General features: G+C 35.0%; 25 protein-coding genes and 1 riboswitch. Of the genes, 9 read left to right on the forward strand and 16 right to left on the reverse strand.

Translation table 11 applies throughout. The annotated features are described in order from the left end of the window. Positions 1-112: 112 nt before the first annotated feature. Positions 113-216: riboswitch (purine riboswitch) on the reverse strand. A gap of 249 nt (positions 217-465) precedes the next feature. The 4 genes from AC3WTI_RS07475 to ybaK all read right to left on the reverse strand — a co-directional run bounded on the left by AC3WTI_RS07475 (position 466) and on the right by ybaK (position 4509). Further along, complete coding sequence (locus AC3WTI_RS07475) at positions 466-1419, reverse strand: alpha/beta hydrolase (RefSeq protein ID WP_142286784.1); 954 nt, start codon at positions 1417-1419, stop codon at positions 466-468. A gap of 12 nt (positions 1420-1431) precedes the next feature. Continuing rightward, positions 1432-2556 (reverse strand): helix-turn-helix domain-containing protein, encoded by a 1125-nt coding sequence (locus tag AC3WTI_RS07480; protein WP_097841779.1) that lies wholly within the window; start codon positions 2554-2556, stop codon positions 1432-1434. Between the two features lie 720 nt (positions 2557-3276). Continuing rightward, positions 3277-3786: a DinB family protein gene (locus AC3WTI_RS07485; RefSeq protein ID WP_087958957.1), complete on the reverse strand. Its 510-nt coding sequence runs from the start codon at positions 3784-3786 to the stop codon at positions 3277-3279. A 246-nt stretch (positions 3787-4032) separates the two neighbouring features. Beyond that, positions 4033-4509, reverse strand: coding sequence for a Cys-tRNA(Pro) deacylase (gene ybaK / locus AC3WTI_RS07490; protein WP_064475857.1), 477 nt, complete (start codon positions 4507-4509; stop codon positions 4033-4035). A 339-nt stretch (positions 4510-4848) separates the two neighbouring features. On the opposite strand from ybaK, the gene AC3WTI_RS07495 reads away from it, so the two are divergent. The 3 genes from AC3WTI_RS07495 to AC3WTI_RS07505 all read left to right on the forward strand — a co-directional run bounded on the left by AC3WTI_RS07495 (position 4849) and on the right by AC3WTI_RS07505 (position 7465). Further along, on the forward strand, positions 4849-6126 hold the full coding sequence (locus AC3WTI_RS07495) for a histidine--tRNA ligase (protein WP_087958956.1): 1278 nt from the start codon (positions 4849-4851) through the stop codon (positions 6124-6126). Positions 6127-6288: 162 nt separating this feature from the next. Continuing rightward, positions 6289-6600, forward strand: coding sequence for a hypothetical protein (locus AC3WTI_RS07500; protein WP_087958955.1), 312 nt, complete (start codon positions 6289-6291; stop codon positions 6598-6600). Between the two features lie 265 nt (positions 6601-6865). Continuing rightward, on the forward strand, positions 6866-7465 hold the full coding sequence (locus AC3WTI_RS07505) for a hypothetical protein (protein WP_097841780.1): 600 nt from the start codon (positions 6866-6868) through the stop codon (positions 7463-7465). 59 nt (positions 7466-7524) lie between these two features. Here the strand turns inward: AC3WTI_RS07505 and AC3WTI_RS07510 are convergent, their stop codons facing one another. Continuing rightward, positions 7525-7905 (reverse strand): winged helix-turn-helix transcriptional regulator, encoded by a 381-nt coding sequence (locus AC3WTI_RS07510; protein WP_000340656.1) that lies wholly within the window; start codon positions 7903-7905, stop codon positions 7525-7527. 129 nt (positions 7906-8034) lie between these two features. Here AC3WTI_RS07510 and AC3WTI_RS07515 point away from each other — a divergent pair, with 129 nt between their 5' ends. Beyond that, the gene (locus AC3WTI_RS07515) at positions 8035-8715 is read left to right on the forward strand and encodes an NAD(P)H-dependent oxidoreductase (protein WP_087958953.1); all 681 of its coding nucleotides are present in this window, start codon (positions 8035-8037) and stop codon (positions 8713-8715) included. A 160-nt stretch (positions 8716-8875) separates the two neighbouring features. Further along, the gene (locus AC3WTI_RS07520; protein ID WP_142286783.1) at positions 8876-9160 is read left to right on the forward strand and encodes a DUF1292 domain-containing protein; all 285 of its coding nucleotides are present in this window, start codon (positions 8876-8878) and stop codon (positions 9158-9160) included. A 51-nt stretch (positions 9161-9211) separates the two neighbouring features. On the opposite strand, the gene AC3WTI_RS07525 is transcribed toward AC3WTI_RS07520, so the two are convergent. The 6 genes from AC3WTI_RS07525 to AC3WTI_RS07550 all read right to left on the reverse strand — a co-directional run bounded on the left by AC3WTI_RS07525 (position 9212) and on the right by AC3WTI_RS07550 (position 14892). Next, positions 9212-10270 carry a pyruvate kinase gene (locus AC3WTI_RS07525; protein ID WP_087958951.1) on the reverse strand — a complete coding sequence of 353 codons (1059 nt, stop codon included), beginning with the start codon at positions 10268-10270 and terminating at the stop codon, positions 9212-9214. Positions 10271-10362: 92 nt separating this feature from the next. Further along, positions 10363-11079 (reverse strand): hypothetical protein, encoded by a 717-nt coding sequence (locus AC3WTI_RS07530; protein ID WP_087958950.1) that lies wholly within the window; start codon positions 11077-11079, stop codon positions 10363-10365. A gap of 338 nt (positions 11080-11417) precedes the next feature. Next, positions 11418-12176 carry an SDR family oxidoreductase gene (locus AC3WTI_RS07535; RefSeq protein WP_087958948.1) on the reverse strand — a complete coding sequence of 253 codons (759 nt, stop codon included), beginning with the start codon at positions 12174-12176 and terminating at the stop codon, positions 11418-11420. A gap of 56 nt (positions 12177-12232) precedes the next feature. Continuing rightward, complete coding sequence (locus AC3WTI_RS07540; RefSeq protein WP_087958947.1) at positions 12233-13891, reverse strand: putative ABC transporter permease subunit; 1659 nt, start codon at positions 13889-13891, stop codon at positions 12233-12235. Further along, a complete protein-coding gene (locus AC3WTI_RS07545; RefSeq protein WP_001968993.1) occupies positions 13884-14609 on the reverse strand; it encodes an ABC transporter ATP-binding protein in 726 nt (241 codons plus the stop codon). Before AC3WTI_RS07545 ends, AC3WTI_RS07540 begins: the two co-directional genes overlap by 8 nt. Before the next feature lie 88 nt (positions 14610-14697). Further along, the gene (locus AC3WTI_RS07550; RefSeq protein WP_000958869.1) at positions 14698-14892 is read right to left on the reverse strand and encodes a hypothetical protein; all 195 of its coding nucleotides are present in this window, start codon (positions 14890-14892) and stop codon (positions 14698-14700) included. Positions 14893-15071: 179 nt separating this feature from the next. Between AC3WTI_RS07550 and AC3WTI_RS07555 the strand changes: the two genes are divergently transcribed. Next, on the forward strand, positions 15072-15431 hold the full coding sequence (locus AC3WTI_RS07555; protein ID WP_087958946.1) for a DUF3796 domain-containing protein: 360 nt from the start codon (positions 15072-15074) through the stop codon (positions 15429-15431). Beyond that, entirely contained in the window at positions 15419-15622 is a 204-nt protein-coding gene (locus AC3WTI_RS07560) for a helix-turn-helix transcriptional regulator (protein WP_087958945.1), read from the forward strand. Before AC3WTI_RS07555 ends, AC3WTI_RS07560 begins: the two co-directional genes overlap by 13 nt. A gap of 46 nt (positions 15623-15668) precedes the next feature. Here the strand turns inward: AC3WTI_RS07560 and AC3WTI_RS07565 are convergent, their stop codons facing one another. From AC3WTI_RS07565 to AC3WTI_RS07585, 5 genes are all read right to left on the reverse strand, one after another. Further along, on the reverse strand, positions 15669-16631 hold the full coding sequence (locus tag AC3WTI_RS07565; protein WP_097841782.1) for a tubby C-terminal domain-like protein: 963 nt from the start codon (positions 16629-16631) through the stop codon (positions 15669-15671). A 111-nt stretch (positions 16632-16742) separates the two neighbouring features. Next, positions 16743-17453: a YjjG family noncanonical pyrimidine nucleotidase gene (locus AC3WTI_RS07570; RefSeq protein ID WP_087958943.1), complete on the reverse strand. Its 711-nt coding sequence runs from the start codon at positions 17451-17453 to the stop codon at positions 16743-16745. A gap of 42 nt (positions 17454-17495) precedes the next feature. Further along, positions 17496-18410 (reverse strand): phosphotransferase family protein, encoded by a 915-nt coding sequence (locus AC3WTI_RS07575; protein WP_087958942.1) that lies wholly within the window; start codon positions 18408-18410, stop codon positions 17496-17498. 111 nt (positions 18411-18521) lie between these two features. Then, complete coding sequence (locus tag AC3WTI_RS07580; RefSeq protein ID WP_087958941.1) at positions 18522-19544, reverse strand: tyrosine-protein phosphatase; 1023 nt, start codon at positions 19542-19544, stop codon at positions 18522-18524. A 168-nt stretch (positions 19545-19712) separates the two neighbouring features. Continuing rightward, entirely contained in the window at positions 19713-20435 is a 723-nt protein-coding gene (locus AC3WTI_RS07585) for a GNAT family N-acetyltransferase (protein ID WP_087958940.1), read from the reverse strand. A gap of 123 nt (positions 20436-20558) precedes the next feature. Between AC3WTI_RS07585 and AC3WTI_RS07590 the strand changes: the two genes are divergently transcribed. Together AC3WTI_RS07590 and AC3WTI_RS07595 are read left to right on the forward strand one after the other, a co-directional pair. Beyond that, the gene (locus AC3WTI_RS07590) at positions 20559-21398 is read left to right on the forward strand and encodes a DUF2785 domain-containing protein (RefSeq protein ID WP_253621597.1); all 840 of its coding nucleotides are present in this window, start codon (positions 20559-20561) and stop codon (positions 21396-21398) included. Between the two features lie 18 nt (positions 21399-21416). Next, the gene (locus tag AC3WTI_RS07595) at positions 21417-21866 is read left to right on the forward strand and encodes an NUDIX hydrolase (RefSeq protein WP_097841784.1); all 450 of its coding nucleotides are present in this window, start codon (positions 21417-21419) and stop codon (positions 21864-21866) included. Positions 21867-21894: the final 28 nt, after the last annotated feature.

Raw genomic sequence — 21894 nt, forward strand, 5'->3', positions numbered from 1 at the left:
AAACAAAAAAGTTCTAGAAATTGTAGAAGAATCTCTACTTTCTAGAACTACGGTAGTCAAAGTTAATTAAGCACATGCAAAATTATAAATCGGTAGCGTACATTACATAGTACGGCCGAGTACTTTAACCCGTAGTCCAGTTCTTTCATTGGGAACTAGGTAGAAACGCTCGGACCATATTACCGAGTATATACGAGTGATGATGTGTAAAATTATTATATTGGTAATATATCAAACTTTTAGTGTGCACGCAATCTAAATGTGAACATTTTTATTAAAATTATTTTTAATGTTCGTTTTTAAATGGGAAATTAATTTTTTTATCCATTTCTAAGCGAAAAATACCGCCAAAAACTTATATTCTGAAAACTAAACTAAATACACCTACAACAACCGAGCTTTTACAAACAATTAAGCTTTCTTACTTCCGCCTTATATCGAGCTGGAAGTCTTATTCCCCTCGTATTACGAGATACAATGCGCCTCTATCCACTTCACAATTATTTCTTCCAGCATCGGATGAATTGGCTTTCCCGTCCCTTCTTTATAGTTCTTTCGGAGCTCTAATACTTTAAATTCTCCTTCAAAACTTTTTAAACTATGATCCATATTTTTTACTACATGTACTTCTGAATCACCTTTCACATAATGACCAATTCGCTTCGCTTTTTCAGGATCAGCCTGAATGTCTTTATCACCAGCGATTGCTAGCACTGGACATGTTACTTGTTGTAAATCTTTATAAATATCATGCCGGAAATGTTCTCTAAACCATTTTGCGTTCATCGGTTTAAAACCAACTTTAATCGTATCTTTTTCTGTGTTCATCATTTTCTCTTTTATTTTTTCCATCTGCTTCTCTCCACGTTTCTCCACATTGAGAAGGCGCATTAGTTTTCCCTTTATTCCTTTTTGTTCTTTTAATTCTTTATAAGCAATCTCTCTTTGTCTTTTCGTAGCCTCTTCTAACGATTCCGCAGCTCCTGTAAGAAGTATGAGTCCATTAACTGGCGTTCTTGCGTTTACTACAGTTGCTAACATACACCCTTCACTATGCCCAGCTAAAATGATATTTTCCGAATCAACAAATGGTTGTTCTTTTACATACGTAATCGTAGCCTCTATATCACTAACTAAATCCCACATTCCAGTCTTCAGAAATTCCCCTTCACTCTTTCCTACTCCACGCTTATCAAAGCGGAGCGTCACTACTCCAAGTCTCGCCATTACATGCGCTAAATCTTTGTAAATATTCGACGCAAGCTTTAACGGTACAATCATTCCATCACGATCAATCTCTCCAGATCCAGCGATAATAACAACTGCAGTATGCTTCCCTTCAGCTTTCGGTTTAGTAAGTGTACCACGCAAAGTAAATTCACTATTTATCGCTACTTCATATTCATCAAAGGCCATCATTTTTTCACCCCTCTATTCTTTTATATCCAATTTAAACTTCAAACTCGCTATTATATTTTTGTACTCTCTTACATCTTTCATCGGAGCGAAAACTGGATTCTCTGCAATACTTTGTAACATGCTCCGCTTTATAATCTCTTCATTTCTAACCGTTTTAGCACCGAGTGGAAATCCTGCAAACCATTCATCAATCGCATCAAAATAGGAATCGCCGTGTAAATGCAGACTATTTACTGTGAAACTAGCTGCACAAACTGTTACGTATTTCTGCAACATTTCTAACGCTCTTTCAAAATTCGCTTGCATACAATATACTTGTGCAGCAGCATAGTATACTTTTAAAGTCATATTTGGATGTAATGTTTCTATTTCATATATATCTATTAACATGAAAGCTCTATTTAAAATTAACTCTACCTTTTCAGCGTTTGAAGCATTTACTACTACATAATTCGGTATTGTTGAAACGAGTTGTATTAAATGTTGGTACATACTAATCTGCATCATTTCATTCGCCTTCTCAGTACTTCCAAGCATTTGATACGCTTGTGCGATTAAGTCTTCTTCTGGAACGCTAGGACGTATCGTTTCGCCAAGTAATTGAAGCACCTCATTTGGTCTATTGAGTATAAGATAGCAAGTTGCTTGAAACGTTACCGCCTCTTTCACAAGAGAAATATCATCACTTTCTTCCTGCACCCTGCTAAAGAAAGACATTGCTTCTTCTAAAATTTCAATTCTTTTATCCATATCCTCTGTTAACATATGGTGGTTAATAAAAAGTAGTCCCATTTGAAGTAATAATGGAAAACAAGAATAATATTTTTTAATTATTTCTCTACACTCCTTCATTACTTCATCAAACGGTTCTTCACTAAAAGCTTCCGCTAGTCTATGATATAAATTTTTAATATCTTCCTGCTCCATTTGTGGTGTATAACAGATTAGTTCATCTATACTTACGTTAAAATACGATGCCAATAGTGGTAAAAATGTAATATCCGGATAACTCTGCCCAGTCTCCCATTTGGAAACAGATGCCTTCGTAATACCGATATACGCCGCTAACTCTTCCTGTGTAATTCCCTTTTCTTTTCTCTTATCCGCAATAATTTTATGAATGTTTATCTCCTTCACATCATCACCTCATACTTTTATTATATGTTCTTTTTTTTACACGAAATATAGATTTGAAGTCGACTTTCGTTAACAAAATCAACTGTTAGGAAACTTCTCTCTAAAATCAAAGGCAGGAACATATTTGATATGTTCCTGCCTTTTTATTGTGGGGTACCTATACATAGCCATCTAGCTAAGATTTTGAAGTGCTGCAAAATCAAAAATTTTAGCTCAACACCGTTTTCTATGAGAATCCAGTGAACAGCTTATTTACAAAATTATCGATTAGGGGTACCGCCAACGTACTAACATAAAACCCACGCTAAGGAAAATAAATCCTTTTATATCAAGGTTTATAGTGTAACAAAAAGGGGTGTTGAAAATAATGTTACGAATTATTTTTGATGTGGTATTTTGTTACAGCAAGATTGGCTAAATACAGGTTAACGCTTCTTGAAATCAATGTTGTAACAAAAACGCTCAATTTAGTTACAATCCTTAGCGTACAAAAATCAAGTCTTTCACTTCCCAAAAATATCTTAACGTGGGTTTTATGTCATTTGGTTGACGAAACCCTTTGTTTGAGATTATTTTTTGCTTTTCATTTTTAGACAAAATCCAGTCTGCAACCAATCGCTGCTGCTTTTTTTAACCCATCTTGTCCCCTCTTCACATCAGTCTATGAACGGGACGGATGCCGCGTTTTCCGTACAGCTTCCGTCCCGATTTTCCGGACAACTAACTCAAATACCGATGTCGGATGACCCCCATGTGATGAATCTCGTGTCCTGCAATTCCGTACGCGAGGGCGCGCACCGTAATACTTGCGTTGTTCGCTGTGCCTTTGCGAGACCACGCCTCCGCTGGTAACCCGCGCAGCAGTGTGATCGTCGATTGCCGTACGGCCCGGTAGTCTTCGGCCAATTGCGCGGTCGTCCAGTTTCCGAAAGGAGGCATAAACAATTCCTGGTCGAAACCGGACAAAGGCGTCTGATCCCCTCTTGCGAAACGGAGTAGGCGGTAGGCCATGACGCGTTCTCCGTCTGCAATGTGGCCCACGACTTCTTTCAGCGTCCATTTCCCTTCCGCATACCGATACGCGCCATCGCTTTCGGTCAACGATGCCAGCAGCTCGGTCATTTGCTTTTCCTGAGCAAGCAAAATGTCGATGATATTGCCTTCCGGTACCAACCTAATATATTCTCCGAGGTTGACGGCATATTCCTCTTCAGACGGTCTTTGATTCATGCGTAATCACCTCTCTATGGGGTTATAGAAAATTAAACTGCTCTTTCCAATGCTCTACCGCGATTTTTTTGCGAATTTCGGCATGTATAATGAATTCGCGAAAGGATAAAACTTTCCTTTCAATAATTGAGCGTAAGCAACCACTTAGTTGGTCGGTGGCCACGATAAGCTGCCCTTTAACGGACTAATCATCCTAAAATCTGTATTTAAACTTAATAAAATTAGCACTTCTTTCCCTATGTATCATTATTTCGTTATCTCACCAAACTGCGCTCTCGTCACTTTCGCTAAGTCATCCACTTTCAGCTCAATTTGTATACCAATTTTCCCGCCACTTACAATGATTGTTTCAAGCGATTGAGCAGTCGCATCAATACATGTAGAAAATAACTTCTTCATCCCTACTGGTGAACAACCACCGCGAATATATCCTGACACTTTCGTAATATCTTTTACAGGAATCATTTCAATCTTCTTTTCACTAACCGCTTTTGCGGCAGCTTTCAAGTTCAGTTCCTCATCTACTGGAATGATAAACACATGATAATTTTTACTATTCCCTTGAGCGATTAACGTTTTATATACTTCTCTCACTTCTCGTCCAATTTTCTCGGCTACTGATACGCCATCAATTTTTCCATCGTCTGGATCATATGACATCATCGAATATTCGATCTTTTCTTTATCTAATATTCGCATCGCATTTGTTTTATCTTTTTTCATAACGGTCTCCTTAAAAGGTTATTTCATATTATTAAGTTTTATTATACACCCATTTCTCTTTCTCCTACATAACTTCACGTATATTTCAAAACTAAAAATATTGATAATTCAAAAATCATCTGATATAATTTGGAAAAACTTATGTTAAGGAGAGATTTGTCATGCGAAATGTTAATACTTCTTTCCAACTTCATCATCATACGTAACGCCGTGTATCCGAAGAAAAATTTCTCTTCGTGGGTACAGGGCTTTTCCTGTTGACCCACGAAGCGTTCATAAAGCTATGTGGGTATTTTTATACCTGCATAGCTTTTTTTAATTTAAAAAGGAGTGATTACAATGGAAATGAAAAATGTAAAAGGAACGAAAGACTATTTACCAGAGGAACAAGTACTGCGAAATAAAATTAAAAGGGCCTGTGAAGATACGTTTGAGCGATACGGATGTAAGCCGTTAGAAACACCAACGTTAAATATGTATGAACTTATGTCTTACAAGTACGGCGGCGGTGATGAAATTTTAAAAGAAATATATAGGCTTCAAGATCAAGGAAAACGCGACCTTGCCTTACGATACGATTTAACAATTCCATTCGCAAAAGTCGTGGCAATGAATCCAAACATCCGCCTTCCTTTTAAACGTTATGAAATTGGGAAAGTATTTCGAGATGGGCCAATTAAACAAGGAAGATTTCGTGAGTTCATTCAATGTGACGTGGATATAGTCGGTGTAGAATCAGTTATGGCAGAAGCGGAACTTATGAGTATGGCGTTTGAACTGTTCCGAACGTTAAACTTAGAAGTAACGATCCAATATAATAACCGAAAATTGTTAAACGGTATTCTCGAGTCCATAAACATTCCTACTGAACGAACGAGTGACGTCATTTTATCATTAGATAAAATCGAAAAGATTGGGATTGATGGTGTACGAAAAGATGTATTAGAGCGCGGAATTTCTGAAGAAATGGCTAATACGATATGTAATACCGTTTTATCTTGTTTAAAGCTTTCAATTGCTGACTTTAAAGACGTTTTCAATACTCCACTCGTTGCCGAAGGAGTAAACGAATTACAACAATTACAGCAATATTTAATTGCGCTTGGAATAAATGAAAATGCTATATTCAATCCATTTTTAGCACGAGGACTTACAATGTACACAGGTACCGTGTATGAAATCTTTTTAAAAGATGGATCGATTACATCCAGCATCGGTAGCGGTGGTCGATATGATAATATTATTGGAGCATTCCGTGGTGATAATATGAACTATCCAACAGTCGGTATTTCATTCGGTTTAGACGTTATTTATACAGCACTATCGCAGAAAGAAACAATATCATCTACAGCAGATGTATTTATAATCCCACTCGGGACAGAGTTACAATGCTTACAAATTGCCCAGCAATTACGTTCTACCACTTCCTTAAAAGTCGAACTCGAACTAGCAGGACGTAAATTAAAACGTGCCCTTAATTACGCGAATAAAGAGAATATCCCTTATGTGCTCATTATTGGGGAAGAAGAACTTAGTACAGACACTGTTGTGCTGCGGAATATGAAGGAAAGTAGTGAGGTGAAAGTCTCCCTTTCTTCTTTAAGTAGGTATTTATAATACGAACCACCTTCGCTTGGGTGGTTTTTCTATTTTAAAGATAACGAAACAATTAGTTTACATAAAATAATTATATTCTACTAAAAACCACAAATATTTAATATCCAATCACCTATTAATTTTGGTAATATATAGATATTAATTGTTTTAGGAGGATTAACTTTGAAAACCTACATACAAGCACTAAAGTGGATCACAGGGATCTATCATCTTTTATTGATTCCTTTTTGTTTTTTATTTCTAAGTCGTGTTAACCTTTATGGGATACCTTTACTCCTATTGATTGTTTTACATATCACTACTATTTTATTGGCTAAAAAAGAAGGCATGAATACGTATCCTCATTCTATCGGTATTATCGTTACCCTATTTGCCTTCTTTCCTTATATAGAACTGGTTCTACATTTTATAGCAGCCGTTTTCCTTTTATTAGATGCTGCTTCTACAAATGCAAAAAAAGTATATGATTCATAGCTGAATAAAATAAAACTTTAATCAGTAGAGTTTTGAATTAGGTTAGCAAATTACAAAATCAATCTTACAAACTAAACTTATTGCTAACCCCCAAAAAAGATTTACTTTTTAAGTAAATCTTTTTTATTTAAATTTGTATTCCTTACTTCAAATTAATAAAAGAATATTCTGTTTTATTTTTATAAAATTCTAAATATTTACAATTAAGATGAATTAACATACATTTTAGTTACACAAAAAATCTAAGTTTAAAGGAGATGAATGCATGCTTAAAAAATTGATAGTAGGTGCAGCTGTAGCCATTTCAGCATTAACTGGCGGAATGGGTTCAGTATCAGCTAGTACCGAAAAAGAGTATTCGATTACCTCTTTTGAATATGTAACTGTAGATGAAAAGACTGTAGATTCGTTTAACAAATTGGGTGCTCTATCTAAGGAAGACATAAAAATAACTGTAGTTTTACCGAAACAAAATCAAAATGGAGACTGGTTATCTTATGGATTTTCGAGCAAAAAAAGTTTAGATTCTTTTATTGAAAAAGATAAACAAAGGTTGAATCATACAATCAATCCCCTTGGTGTAGGAGGGAGCGGACCTAATAATACAGATTTCTATGAACATGCAAATAATGGTGGCGAGTATTTTTCTCTTAGTAGCGGTTTTAAAAATTTGCCTCCTAATTGGCAAAATAGAATTTCTTCTGTAAGTACAGCATCCCCTACTGCTAGCTATTCAACAACGCTATGGGATCGTACTTCAACTGAAGGATATGGTAAAGGTATCGTCTTCAAACACTCTGATTGGTATGGTAAAACTGTAAACTTGAATGACTTTGCAATTTCAGCGGTTGAAGTTAAAAAGTAAAAAATATAGAAATAAAAGGTGGCTTCACATATGGAAAACACCTTTTATTTCTACAACTCTTAACTATTATTTTTTGTATTTCTACTCTCCAAAACTTTCTCCATATTATGAGTTGCCCATTCCATCATTAATAAAATCATTGGACGTAGTGATTCACCAAGCTCAGTTAACGAATATTCTACTTTCGGAGGAACTTCACGGTACACTTCACGATGTATGATGCCGTCTGCTTCAAGTTCTCTCAGCTGCAGTGTTAACATTCGTTGTGTGATATTAGGTTTTAATCTTTTTAATTCATTAAACCTCTTTGTACCATCTAATAAATGATACAAAATAACCCCTTTCCATTTCCCACCAATAACCTCAACCATTGCTTCAACTGGACAAGAATATTTATTTAGAAATGGGTAATTTATATTATTTTCATTCGAACAATCCATCATAAATCCCTTCCCTTACCAATAGTATCTTTTTTGATACTATAACACATAAATGTGCGTACTTGTATCTATGTTACTTTAAAAATATAATTTACTTACAAAAATAAATTAATGAAAAGAGGTACTTTTATGACAAATACAAAACAAATTACAAAAGAAAAAATTATGGAGGCTTTCCATTTCAGACATGCATGTAAAGAGTTCGATCCTATGCACAAAATTTCAGAAGAGGATTTTAAATTCATTTTAGAAACAGGCAGATTATCTCCTTCTTCTTTTGGTTATGAACCATGGAAATTTATTGTCGTACAAAATAAAGAATTAAGAGAAAAGCTACAACCGTATTCATGGGGCGCTGGTGGGCAACTTGCAACAGCTAGTCACTTTGTTATTGTTCTTTCAAGAAATATTAAAGATATGCATTATGATGCAGAGTATATTAAATATATGATGAACGATATTATTGGATTACCTGAAGACACTCAAAAAATCAGATATGAATTCTTCAAAAAGTTCCAGGAAACAGATTTTAACTTATTACACTCCGATCGTGCTGTATTTGATTGGTCATCTAAACAATCTTATATTGCTTTAGGAAATATGATGACGAGTGCAGCTCAAATTGGCATTGATTCTTGTCCAATAGAAGGATTTGATAAAGAGAAAGTAGATTCTTTACTTCGTCAAGAAGGCATTATAAAAGACGATAATCTTGAAGTGTCTGTTATGGTTGCTTTTGGTTATCGTAAAGAAGAGCCAAAGCGTGATAAAACAAGACAGACTATGGATACAATTGTTGAATGGATTTAGTAATATAGCACGCAAAAAATAATCCTCCTTATTGCTATACACCCATACTAAAGAAGTAGCATTTGATTTTTCTTATGTATGAAATTGATTTTTCATGGAAAACTATATTAGTATGTATGCAGTTTAAACACTCTTTTTATTAGAGTTGGACAGGAGGAGAATGAATATGTCTGATATTGAAGTTGGCGAAGTATTTACTCTTAGTGATGAAAATAACGAAGAGCAAGAAGTAGAAGTGCTTGGAGCGATGGATGTCGAAGGTGCAGAATATATTGCTGTTGCCTTTGTGGAGGATATCCAAACAGAAACTGAGGAAGACATTGATATTTTCTTTTTAAAAGTAGAAGAAGATAATGAGTTTTCATACATTGAAAATGATGAAGAATTTGATAAAGTATCTGCTGCTTTTGATAAAATTTTGGATGAGCAGGAGCAAGAAGAATAGGAATAAAAAACAAGAGGACGGATGCATATCCGGCCTCTTGTTTTTTATTCATCACTCATCCAAAGACTTATGCAGCAATTCCAGTACATCTTTCATCACAAAAGGCCCGTCTTTTTTTACATGCTCAGCGAATTCAGAAACGAGACGTAATGTTTTTACACTTTCAATCGGATGCTCGCCTGATGCACTTTCAGCAGAAAGCATAACGGCATTCGTTCCGTCCAGTACAGCTTGAAACACATCGGTCACCTCAGCCCTTGTTGGAATAGAATGATCTACCATAGATTGCAGCATTTGTGTCGCTGTAATAACATATGTATTCGTTCGATTACATTCCTGAATCATCATTTTCTGCAAGAGCGGAATAAATTGATACGGTAACTCTACTCCTAAATCCCCCCTTGCAATCATAATTCCATCTACTTCTTTACAAATATCTTGAAAATTCTCGATTGCTTCCATCGTTTCTATTTTAGCAATTATATTAGGTGACGTTTCTTTGTACTGTTGTATATAATCTCGTATTTCTTTTATATGACTAGGTTTTCTTACGAAAGAACATGCGATAAAATCAACATCCTCTTCTAACAGAAACTGAATGTCTTTTTTATCTTTCTCTGTAATAGCTGGTAAGCTAACGATTGCCCCTGGTAAGTTCACCCCTTTATGAGATGAGATATTACCACCTATTTTCACATTTGTTTCTATTTTGTCCGTACTTATCTTCTCAACGATTAACTCAACTTCGCCATCATTAATTAAAATTCTACTGCCAACTTTCACATCATTCGCGATTCCTTCATAATCAACACTTGCTTCTCTATCGCTCCCTGTAACTGGTTGTGTATGTAAAAGAAATGAATCTCCCGCCTGAAGTGTAATTTGTTCGCCGCTCATCTCACCTAATCTTATTTTAGGACCTTGTACATCGCCTAAAATTTTAATAGAATCATCTAACGATTTGACTAAATGAATGATATCTTTATGACTTTCATGCGTGCCATGTGATAAATTTAGCCGCACAATTTTCATACCATTGTTTATTAACTGTGCTAACGTTTCTTGATTATTACTTGCTGGCCCAATTGTACAAACTCGATCGATTGTCATATTTATCACTATCCTTTCTTCATTAGGATTCCCATAAACTTTCATTACACTCTCAACATAAAAAAGCCTACTTACACAGTAGGCTTGTCAAACTACGAAAGTTTCGTTAATAACTGAGTTAAATCTTTTTTCGTTTTCGTCGTTAATGACTTCATTTTAGCAATATCTATCTTTTCTTTCTCCGCTCCTACAATTAACGGGTACATACTTTGCCCAATTGTTTTATATTCAGCTGGGTGTGATGCCTCTAGCTCTTTCTCAATCACATCCCACTTTTCATTAATTTGTTTTCCAAGTTTATTTACTGTTTCTAATTTCGGATTTGCAGCTAATTGCTTGTCCAAGCTATCAACTAATGCAGCAACTTCTTTAACATTTGTTTTCACGGCTACGCTTTTCTTCGGATCTTTCGTTGTTTTTCCGTTTGCGTTTGCGTTTGTACTTGTACTTTGATCTGTCGTTTTTCCACTAGTCGTTTGATCATTCGTTTTTCCTGTCGTTTCTTTTTCTTTTGTTTTCACATTCTCATTTTGAGATGATGTTTTACCGTTACTTTCTGTCCCTGATGATTCTTTCGTATTTTTTGTATCTTTATCTGTTTTTTCATTTGAAGAAGTATTTGTTTCTTTTTCAGTATCTTTCGTTGTTTTTGACGCTTCATCTGCACTTGTCGTTTTTGATTCTCCTTCATTTTGCGCTGTTACTTGCTCTTTCTTTTCTGTTTCTTTATCTGCTGAAGGACTACAAGCTGCCATAGTAAGCATTGTACCAATTGTTATCGATGCGATAGCGACCTTTTTCATTTTCATTTAAATCCCCCTATGTTTACTTTATTTATCCTCCCCTTTACGATTCGATTTCCCCTTAAAAAATCCCTTTTCATACGAATTACCATCTTTCCGACAGTAATCTTCATAATAATACGTACAAAAACCGATAAACCATTTTGAATATTCGAGTTTCTTCTACTGCATTTTTCTTCTCTTTGGCAAAAGAAAAAGAGTATATTGTCACATGAAGAAATACTATCTTCATATGACGATATACTCTCCTATCAAATTTTTATCTTTCTTGACATTTTATTTAAACAAAAAAATAAAATTTTCTTTCATTTATTTGTTTCTCAACTTCTATTAACATAATATTTTTATGAGTAACCACCATTTGAATGAATAACTTGACCCGTAATCCATTTTGCTTCTTCACTTACTAAAAAAGAAATTAAGCGTGCTGCATCCGCCGGTTCCCCTACTTTACTTTGCGGGAACTTCCATACTAAATGATGCTTCAGCTCCTCTGTAATCCATCCTGTGTTCGTCGGTCCAGGATCTACAGCATTCACTGTAATTCCCTTCTCCATCGCAACTGGTGCTACTGATTTTGTAAATGCTTCAATTGCTCCTTTCGTCGCTACGTATGCTAGTTCATCAGGCATTGGCCCTAACGACTGCCCTGAAGTAAGATTAATAATACTTCCACTCGTTTTCAGTGCATAGTGTTTTATAAATAATGAACTTAATAACATAGTAGCGCGAACATTCACTGTATAATGTTTATCTAACTGTTCTACGTTTAATTCTTCAATTCTCGTATGATTAGCATACGCTGCATTATTAATTAAAATAGATGGATCACCTAAACGTTCTGAGACCATATAAAACAAACGATTTGGCGAATACGACTGCGATAAATTGATTTCTGCCATTTCACATCGAACACCTAAACTTTCAATCTCCTCTTTCAACAAAAAGGGCTCTTTGTCATGCATTCCCCACGGCATCGCTTTATCATACTGAGACCAGTACGTGAAAAAAATGTCTATCCCTTCTTGAGCAAGCACCTTGCATACAGCTGCACCAATTCCATTCAGACGAGTTGCCCCTGTTACAATTGCTATTTTCTTCACCTTTTCTCCTCCATCTATGGATAAATCCTCTGCACGAATACAGAGGATCTATCTATTTATTCAATATTTGACAATATACGTTCTGCACCTAATTTTAAAATTTTAATAAAGATATAATTTACAATCGTAAACATTACAAATAAAACGATAAACATAACCCACAGTCCTACTTGAAGGAAGAAGTATAATAAACCTACTCCCGCAACAATAACTAAAGCTATAAAAATATTAGCTAAAAAATTCCACAATGTTGTATATCGGCTCTTAAATAATTTCTGCTCTGTATCCCAATGAATATCTGCAGTTTGTGCATCCCAGCGTGTACCGATTAAATTAATTAACAATAACCCGTTCGCACTTAGTAAAAACCACAGTAACATGAATACAGGAGAAATCCCAGCTACAACTGCCATCGTAATGCCGAATACTGCTAAAATGATCACATTAATTAACCAAGCAGTGATTGCTTTCGCAAAAAAGATATCCGAAGCTTTTACAGGTAAATAACGATTCACAAACCATGAACTTCCATCACGTGAAAATGATGTTGTCGCGATAACGTTACTTCCCATTAAAAATAGCGATGCACAAAGGCCAACACCAATTGCAAGGCCTGCAGATTTTGGGTTATCAATATACCCTGTAATCCACTCTAAATTTCCATCTTGTACGAATAAAACAAAGAATAACATAATCGGCATAACGAAAGTTTGTACGATACAATTTAAGAAAAATTGTGGTGTACGGAATAACGTTTTAAATTCCTTTTTCACATACGCTTTTAAATGTGAACTTTGTACCGTTGATTTCTGTAATCCTTCGGCTGAAATGACCTCTTTTTTTGCTGTACTCGTTGAAAGTCCAATAACCCCTTTTAAATATGTACGCTCTGCAATGTAATAAAACAACACAAAGAATACAAATGAAATAAGTGCAAAGATGATTACATATAAAGGACCCTTCCAATTTGCATTTTCTACTAATGCCACTGCTCCGAAATATGTAGTTGGAAAATAGTTTGTCATTTGTACTAAAAGAGAAGATTGGTTGTTCGCAAGGTAATCCGCAATTGCATCTTCAGAAAACGAACTTTTATTTTTCCACTGTAAAAATACATTAATTCCTACAATAAATAGTATACTTACAATTCCAATAAATATATTTCCTCGGTCTTTATTTTTTGCTATATTTGTATACCTCATAATAACTGTCATCAGTAACGAAGCTAGTACTAACGGCACAATCGGGAAGAGTAAGTAAATAAAAATCATGTATATGTAATATGTAATAAATGCGCCACTTTTTAATCCGTACGTAATAAAGATTGGTAATAAAATGAATGAACTCATTACGTATTGTGTTATTAATACTGTTAAAAATTTTGCCGAAATAATCTGGGCTGGTTTTAATGGTAATGGTAGTAACATTTCAATGTCATTACTATAGTAAAATACAGTTAAAATGTTCGTTATACTCATTAAAAATACCCATATACTCGCAATCGCAAGTCCCATTGCGATAATCATTCCTGGATCTTGCCCTAAATGTATCATTCCCTCATACATTGCGTGCGTGATAGAACCAAATAGTAAAAAGCCGACAAATAAAATGGCTGCAAATGAAAATACATACGCCCATCGCTTCTTCTTATCTGTTATAAAATCTGCATAATTTAATTTTAATAATACTTTCGTTAACGTCCAAATTTTACTCATTGCCCGTCATCTCCAAGAACATTTTTTCAAGTGATTCATTGGATTTAAAATGATCTCTCATTTCATCTAAATTCCCTTTAAACTGAAGATTCCCCTTATTAATAATTGCAACGCGGTCACATATTTTTTCTGCTACTTCTAATACGTGTGTCGAGAAGAATACAATCTTTCCTTTATCCGCATGTTCTCTCATCATTTCTTTTAAAATATAGGCGGATTTCGGATCAAGCCCCGTTAACGGTTCATCTAAAATCCATATATCTGGCTCATGCACGAGCACACCAATAATAACGATTTTTTGTCTCATACCGTGCGAATAACTTTGAATTTGATCCGATAACGCATTGTAAAGATCAAATTTCTTCGCTAAAGACTCAATTCGCTCTTGTCGTACTTCTTTCGGCACTTCATACATATCTGCCATAAAGTTTAAATATTCAATTCCCTTTAATCGTAAAAACATATCTGGGCTATCTGGAACATAACCAAACGTCTTTTTCGCTTCCATCGGATTTTTCATAATATCTATACCGTTAATCGTAATCGTCCCTTTGTCCACCCCATGAATACCAGTAATCATCTTAATTGTCGTTGATTTACCCGCACCATTCGGTCCTAAAAATCCAAAGATTTCTCCGCTAGGCACTGATAAACTTAAATCTTTTACTGCATAGGTAGACCCATTATAACTTTTTGACACATTCGTAATTTCAATCATTACATCCAATCCTTTCCTTAATTACCAAATAACTATATTGATATTATAGCATACTTCTATTTTTAGATTTTTATATTTTTTCAGTTTTTTAACCTTTAAAATAAATATACAAACCTAATCCAACGATTAAAACGACAGCTAGTATAATATAAATCATCGTAAGTCTTCTAATATTTCCCTTTGTCGCTTTACTATAATTCGCATCACCATTTCGCCCAATTAACACCGTCGCCACTACAGTAATCACTACAAGTAATACAACGATCATAATCCAAGTTAGCATGCCTTCCTCCCCCTCCTTACAACCATTTTACAATATTATCCTCTTTATTTCGCAGTATATTTCCTCTTTTTACTATTATTATGAAAAGAATTGGAAAACTATTATTACTATAGATTTCCGAACGTGATATATTTATAACATAACGTGAATTATTTCTAACATTGCAAGGAGGACCTATTATGAAAACAACTTGGATTAAATATTTAGGATTTCTCGGTTTCTTTGGATTCCTCGGCTTTTTTTACGACAAAGGATTGTTTACTATGTTCTGTTTCTTCTCTTTTTTCACAACGTATAGAACGGTTCAACACGATGAACTATTTGAACAAATCGTTAATAAATCGTGCCGCAATGCCTTTATCGTTACATTACTAACTACCGCTATCATTCTGTTTATTGAATTACTGTTTCCAAACCCGGCGCTACAAGAGATTGATATCGCTCTTATTTTCGGCACACTCATTCTTACGTTCGGCTTCTCTATGTTCTTTTATGATAAACCTGTTGATGAAATGGAAGATGCGCCATGGCGTTCGTAACGAAAATAAAAGAATACCGCGCCAAGTTGAACATGACACAAGAAGATTTAGCGAAAACTGTTGGTGTACGCCGTGAAACAATTAGCCATCTCGAAAAAGGAAAATATAATCCTTCCTTACAGCTCGCTCACGATATAGCGAAGGCACTTCATAGTACAATTGATGAGATTTTTATTTTTGAGGATAAATAAAAGTACCGGCATCCTTCCCATGAAGAATGCCGGTACTTCTCATTTATCACCCATACAAAACAGCATGAAATACGCCTAACAATAAATATTGATCCTCTATATAATTCTCATCATATACATTCATCTCAATATCATACATATCTTCCTCAAGACGAATATTCCAATCTGCGATTACATAGCCGTTTCGTAATAACTTTCCAAGCCCAATTGTAGTTTTATGAACAACATATTCTTCTGTCTTATATGTAAAGGTAAATAAGAAATTTGCATCTAATAACTTTCCGTCACATATAAGTATTTCATGTTCTGCTTCATGATGATCGATATACGTAACTAAAATCCTTCTTTGACGCTGCCTACTTACATCCTTTGCAATGACGCGAATATTGTCCTTACTATCCTTTATTTCATAAATGATATTACTACCGACTTTCGGAATAAAGTCTAGCACTTTCATCAACGTATTTTTATAATATCCCCGTACTGCGCCTACTCTTTCGCTTTCATTGTAAACTTCTATCGACGTCGTATCCGCTTTACTATCACACAGACGTTTATAAGAAAGCTGCATCATTCGCTCTCCTCGTAAATACTGATCAAACGTCACGGGATATTCTATCGCGCGCAGTTCCTTATTTAGTTCATTCAAATAACTTTGAACGCTCTCTACTAATGCTGTAGTGGATATACGCTCTTGCAGTTCAAATTGTTGCCAACTAGAAGACACTCTCCACTGATCTTCCTCTTCACAAAAGAATCCGAGAATTACTTCCTCACGGTCATTCGTTTCATAATTTAACTGTTCGTTCTGCCCATGTTGCACTTGTTCCATCCACTGTCCTAAATAAATTCCGAGCTCTGCGACCTTCATGCATGACTTCTGGAAAAGTACGCTGTCACCGACAAGAATTGTTACATCCCCTTCAATAAAGCCATTTGCATAAGCGGCATACCGCGGCTCATCCTTTTGCGGAATACTCTTGTCTAACTCAAATAAAAACGTTAACATCTTTCACTCACCTCTAGTTATTACACCGATCATCGATATACATTGAACGCAACTCAAATTATATCGACGATTCGACAAAGAATATCGACTTATCGAAAAATATCAACACGATTAAAATGAGGCTACTTTTTCTTCCGCCACTTCTACAATTTCTAAAATTTGTAGCAGGTTCTCCACTTCATAAGTCGGCTTAACACTCGTCATGTTCTCTTTCAAACTCGGATTATACCAGCACGTATCAATGCCGAAATCTTCTCCGCCTTTCATATCAGAAGTTAAAGAATCTCCAACGATTAATACACTTGATTTATCAGTAATCTCCAATTTTTCAAATGCATAATCAAAAATTTCTCCCGCTGGTTTTTGATGACCAACCTCTTCTGAAATAATAATATGATCAAAGAAGTTACATAAAGGTGAATTTCCGATTCTAGATTGTTGCACCTTCGTATATCCATTCGTAATAATACCTAACTTACAATCTTGTAGATTCTCACATAATTGCACTGCACCTTCTATAAGGTGTACTTCTTTTCCTAAGTTTTCAAGGTATCTATCACTAAATTGCTGCGCATCTACTTCTATATTATGAAGGGCAAATAATTGTCTAAATCGATCTACCGCTAATTCACTTAGCGTAATCATTTTATTTTCTAAATCTCTCCATAATCCATTACTAATCTCTTTATAACTTGCAAGATAATCATTATACCCTGTAGGCATCCCGAACTGTACAAACGCGTTATGTAATGCGTTTCTTTCCGTTTCAGGGAAATCTAGTAATGTATCATCTACGTCGAATAATATAACTTTGTATTTCATGATGTTCTCCTCAATTCTATTTCAAAAATTCATTCCCATAGCTTATAAACTTATATATATTTCGTGATGTATTGCTTTAACCCGCTCTTTATAGAATACACCTTTATCCTCTATTTTCAAATGTGCTATAAATAAGTTTGCAAGCATGACCGCTGTATCTAACCTATAAAATAAACTAACAATATGAGGAGTAGCGTTAAAGATACTATCATTCTTATATCCATCTTTAAATTCATCCCAACTAACCTCATTTGTTTCAGCTATTCTCATAAGCTCCAGTAATGGGTGACCAATAAGAGCGTTATCCCAATCAACTATCGCTTTAACCTCTCCATTATATCCAATCAAATTGGCAGGTCGAACATCCATATGTAGTAAACACTTTTCATGATCTGCTGTACTAAGAATATGTTCAATTGTTTTCGTATCTGGAAGTTTCATTCCACAGTTCGTAATTGTATGAAACCCTTCTACCCGTTTCACAATTCGTTCTGCTATATACTTACTGATCGGCTCTCTAATGTTTTGTCCGTAATGTAAATCCTCAATTGGCATACTATGAAGCTTACTAACTAACTTGCCTATTTTGTACGCAGAAATTGGAACATGATTAGTACACACACAATCCGAAATTAAAAAATCAAGTTCTGCAGAAAGATGCAATCCATGTATCTTTGGCACTGGAATACCTTTTGAATGACAAAACTCAGAGAGCTCTGCTTCCTTTTCTAATGAAATCCGACTATTAAATAAATCTTCATTTATATTTTCTACTTCTCTCTCCCATGGCACTCGAAAAGCTAAAGCTCCCTTTTCTGAATCTCCCCGAAAAACAATATTTTGCACTCCTGTTCCAATCACCTTTAAATTCTGAACCGCCAGTTCCTTATAATCTTGACTTAGTATTGTTGCTAGCTTCCCTTTTAACCCCTCTGCTTTTACACGTGTATGAATCATTTTATCCCCCGATTCTTAATTTCTTTTCATCCCCCGGTGCACAACAATCCTCATAAACAAAATTATAACAACAATGAGAAAAGGAGGCTAATCCAATCAGCCTCCCCCTCATTATTTATCCTCTAGCAATAACTCTTTCATTTCCTCTAACGACTCTTTCGTAAAGCCAAGTGCTTTTTCAGCATACGCTTCAACTGAACCATATTGCTTTTTCAATTCATCAATCGCAGCTTGTAAATATTCAGCACGCGCTTCAAACATTGCACCTAATATTGCTCTACTTTCATCGTTTTGTAATTTTGCACCTAAAAAGGCCATCATTTTTTCATTTAACTTTTCACGGAAACCGTTACTTAGTAAGTAGTCTTCCATTACTGTTTTTTCTGGTACACCTAGTAAAAGTAATAACAGTGCCGATCCAAATCCAGTACGGTCTTTTCCAGCTGTACAGTGGTTGACTAACGGTAAGTTTTCTGGGTTTTGCGCTAAGTTTAAGAAGCTCACGAATGCTTCATTACCACTTACGAAATCTTGATTCATTTTCACAAGATACTCGCCTGGTTTCCCTAACATAGAAAGGTCACCAACTTGGAAAAACTCGTTTATATTTAAATCTTTTGCTAAGTCTTGCATAACTGGTAAGCACACTTGACGAGCGCCTGTAATTTCTGGGTTTGGCTTATGCTTTACCTCAAAGTCTGTACGGTAGTCACAAATTAACTTTAAGCCAGACTTTTGTAAATAGTCGATATCCCACTCTGTTAGTCCTGCTAATTCTTCAGAGCGGTACAACTTGCCCCATTTTACTTTACGCCCTTCAGTCGTTTCATATCCTCCCATATCACGGAAGTTAAACGCGCCTTGTAATGGCAATCTACGCTCAGCTACTGTCACTGCTTGTCCATTACTTCCTACTAGTCTAAAATATGGACGCTCATTTTCACTCGGATTTTCAATTGTACATGATGATTCTCCATTTACCGTTGCAAGTAATTCTCCAGTTTCTTCAATATGCTCTGGTGAAGTACTCCAATAAATGCGAACTTCTTCTATATTATTTTCCCACTTTATTTGTAACGTATTATCTTTATTTCTTTCTACAGTTACTTGTAACCCATTTCTTTGCTGCTCCATTCTTTCACCAACGCTTTCTCGTATAATCGAATCTTTCTTTATTGTATTATAGAAATATCTATTTTGTCGTTCTCATTTTTCTTTTTATCTTACAAACAGGCAAGAAGTTCTTTTACTTGTTCATAAGTTGTACACGGATTCCCGCTAAATAAGTTCAAAATAGTACTCCTAAAACACCCTCACATATCGCTCAGTACAACTAAGCAGCTGACATCCGTTCTTTTCAAAAACATCCTTCATCCATTCATTTTGTACATTTGTCTCGCCAATATAATAAGATGCGCCTATTTCCTTTAAGACAAACATCGCACCTGCAAATAATGCAGCTTCATATCCCTTATTACGCATATTTGGAGTAACTGCAAAGTACATAAGTTTCCCTTCTTCTAACGTACCTCTTTCAATATGCGGGATTACAATTCCTATTGGCTCTTCATCGATACTCGCTGTTAAACAATGCTCTTTCCATTGCTCACCAATTTCTTGTAGCATCATATTTACAAATTGATCATAAGTGACTTGTTCTTCCGTCATTTCGTTCCAAAGAGAGTAAAATGTATCTTCTCCAACTTCTTCAATAAGCTTAAAATCAATTTCACTATCTACATCTTCTACTTCATATATATCTTTAAATACAATCATGTTTTCAGTAACATATTCAAATGAATACGTGTCGAAACATTTTTTATACACATCATAATTTGGGCTTTTTGAAGAAATTTCAAAATGTAGTTTTTCTAATCCCTCTTTTTCAGCCTCAGCAACGCAGTATTGCATGATTTCCTTTAATTGCTCTTCTGTAAAAACTTCTGCATTATTTTCTTTTATCATGATAGAAGAACCATTTCTTCTTATTTTAAAATGTTTTTTCAACTGTTTTATAGTCATCATATACTTCCCTCATCTATGTCATACTCGAATTTCTACTTGTTCTCCTTGCATGAGCAGGATTGTCCTTGAATATATAGAATACTAGAAAACATCGCATCTTTAAAGTGCGGAGGAGGTTCTCCATTGGATATTACAGCGCTGCAACAACAGTTAGAGCTTATACAACAAAATGATTATACGCAACTGCAACATATAGATATAAATGAGTTAACACTCAATATGCTTCAGCATGTCGGAACAACTGATAGTTACGTTCGTTATCAGCTTATATATAAATGTTTTGCACATTTCATTCATCATGAATTCCTTATGGACGATCAGCTAAAATTACTGTTGCAAACTTGTTTAAGTGATGAGTATTTATATTGTGACATTTACTCCCCACATACAGATGGGGTTTTCACACGTTCTTACACTGTTTCGTTAATTGCGTTAATACTCCAATTCGCTAACTCCCACTACTTTTTTACAGAGGAGGATATCGAAGACATAAAAAACAAACTCATTACATACACAAACTTAGAAACAGATTTCCGGGGCTATATTGAAAATAAAGGATGGGCTCATTGTCTTGCTCACGTATCTGATGCCTTTACTGAAATTGTTCACAATTCCTATACGACTTTTGAGTGGTACGAAGAATTAATTCATTGTTTATTAAATAAAATCTTCATTCCATCTGACCTTTTTCATAATAATGAAGATGAACGAATTGTTACGCCGTTACTATCCATGCTATATCATGACTTCCCGCAAGATGAGTTAATTTCAATTATTCATAAAAAAATAAAAAGGCTTCCTCAAATTAGAAAACGCCTTTCGCTAAATGAATATTGTATTTTATGTGCCAACATTAAAACCTTTTTACGTACATTATTTTTAAGAACGAAAGATGATCATAACTTAGCCTTTACTGCACGTAAAACAGAAACAATGTTAAAAGAACTTCCTAACTATTATTAACATATAAGGAGAACAAGTATGGGTTATATTGAAGACATGAGAAATTTAGTAGGAAATCATCCACTTATTTTAATAGGTTCACACGCCATTATATTAAATGAGAAAAATGAAATATTACTGCAACTCCGTACAGATTTTAACCGCTGGGGCATTATTGGAGGTGCATTAGAATATAACGAAACATTAGAAGATGCTTTAAAGCGAGAAGTATTTGAAGAAACTGGACTTATTATTAAAAATCCAAAACTATTCCGTACATACTCAGGACCCGATTTCTTTCAAATCTATCCAAACGGCGATCAAGTACACGGTGTACTCGTTGTTTATATTTGCCGTGAATTCAGCGGTGAACTTGTATGCGACCAAATGGAATCGAAAGAACTACGCTTCTTTTCACTTGATGAGTTACCTAGTAACTTTCCTCCTGTTATTGAAAAGATTATTAAGGAGTTTCAGCACTTCAATTAAAAAATATTACATATTAAAACAACCTCAT

The sequence above is a fragment of the Bacillus sp. EB106-02-03-XG38 genome (assembly GCF_058792175.1).